This is a genomic window from Actinokineospora sp. (assembly GCF_050699995.1).
In the GTDB taxonomy this organism is placed as follows: Bacteria; Actinomycetota; Actinomycetes; order Mycobacteriales; family Pseudonocardiaceae; genus Actinokineospora.
Genome location: NZ_JBOHGC010000085.1, coordinates 1 through 1,784, shown reverse-complemented (window position 1 = coordinate 1,784; position 1,784 = coordinate 1). Strand labels below are relative to the sequence as shown.

Genomic DNA, 1,784 nt, shown 5'->3' with positions numbered 1-1,784 from the left:
GACAGCGGCACTCTCGACTCCTGGTCGATCACCCTCTAGACGGAAAGGAACGACAATGAGACGTCTCGTCATCAAGGCCGGGCTCTGTGTCGCCGCCGTCGTGGCGACCCTGGTTCCGGCAGCGAGTTCGGCGCTCGCGGTCAAGGGCGGTGAGCACACCACCCACGACCAGTACCCGTGGACTGTGGTGATCACCAGGGCGGGCAGCGCCCACCCGCAGAAGGTGTCGTGCGGCGGCGCGCTGGTTCGGCCGAACAAGGTCGTCACCGCCGCACACTGCATGGACCCCGCGTACGGCGACATCAAGGACAAAACGGTGATCTGGGGCCGCACCGACCTCACCACCACCGCGGGCACGGTCGCGAAGATCACTTCGTTCTGGAAGGTCCCCGAGTACCAGTGGGGCAGCCTGGCGGGCGACGACGTGGCCGTGCTGACCCTCGACCGGAACCTCGGGTCCCCGAGCTCACTGCTCCCCCTCGCGACCGACACCGGGCTCAACGCGGTCGGCACCTCGACCACACTGTCCACGTGGGGGAAGTCCGGGGCGGGCACGACCAGCGCCGACTACGACCCGGTCATGAAGAAGGCGACGCTGCCGATCATCGACCCGGACGCGTCCGGGGGCTGCGAGAACATCGGCTGGACGTTCACCCCGGAGAAGCAGCTCTGCTTCGGCCCGGTCAAGAACGACACGCTCGGGGTGTGCTCCGGGGACAGCGGCAGTCCGCTGGTCGCGAGCACGCCCGCGGGGTACCGGCTGGTCGGCCTGATCGAGTCCGGTGACTCGAACTGCGCGGGCCCGCAGGTGGGCGCCAAGATCACCCAGTACGAGGCCCGGATCCGTGCCCAGCTGGGCGATCCGACCGGCAACGACTTCTCCCTCGCCGCCGCACCGGACACCCTGTCCGTCCAACCGGGACAGTCGGCCACCCTGAAGATCACGACGACCGTGACGGGCGGCGCGGCTCAGTCCGTCGCGCTCGCGGCCACCGGCATGCCCGCCGGCGTCACCGCGACGTTCGACCCCGCCACGGTGACGGCCGGCTCCAGTTCGGCGCTCACGCTCTCCGCCACCGGGTCCGCCACCCCCGGCGCCGCGAAGATCACGGTCACGGGCACCGGGATGTCGGCGACGAAGACGGCCACGGTCGCGCTCACGGTCGGCGGCGGTGGCGGCGGCTTGGCCAACGGCGGCTTCGAAGCAGGCGACCTCTCCGGCTGGACGGCGGGCGGCACGGGCGCAAGCTCCACTGTGGTCAACAGCGGCGCCCACGGCGGCACTCACGCCGTCCGACTCGGCGCGACCACCGCCACCAACGGCGAGTCCACCGTGCGCCAGACCTTCACGGCGCCGCCGTCCGGCCAACTGTCCTTCTGGTACGCGCAGACGTGCCCGGACACCGTGAAGTACGCGTGGGCCAAGGCGACACTCACCGACGACACAGCGGGCACGTCGACGACGCCGCTGGCCAAGACCTGCACGAACGGTCAAGGATGGAAACAAGGCACCGCCCAGCTGATCGCCGGCCACAGCTACACCCTGACCCTGGTCAACCGCGACGACAACCATCCCGACGACCCCGTGCACACCTTCTATGACGATCTCACCGTGACCACCACCGGAATCAGCTCGGGCACAACCCAACGCCTCGACGCCTGATCCACTCTGGACACCCGGAACGGCCTGTCGGTGACTTCACCGGCAGGCCGTTCCGCGTAGTCGACGGGAAACAGCTGCCCCGCGGGCGACAACGCCGTGTTCCAGCCGGTCAACGAAGCCA

The 1,784-nt window shown here is 69.6% G+C and carries 1 protein-coding gene; it reads left to right on the top strand.

What is annotated here, in order from left to right:
- Positions 1 to 55 precede the first annotated feature (55 nt).
- Complete coding sequence (locus ACRDSQ_RS05055) at positions 56 to 1,663, top strand: trypsin-like serine protease (protein ID WP_431419215.1); 1,608 nt, start codon at positions 56 to 58, stop codon at positions 1,661 to 1,663.
- Positions 1,664 to 1,784: the final 121 nt, after the last annotated feature.

What these genes read in the sequence shown, in the direction of transcription:
- ACRDSQ_RS05055 (WP_431419215.1), top strand. Translation starts at nt 56, where the DNA reads ATGAGACGTCTCGTCATCAAGGCCGGGCTCTGTGTCGCCGCCGTCGTG.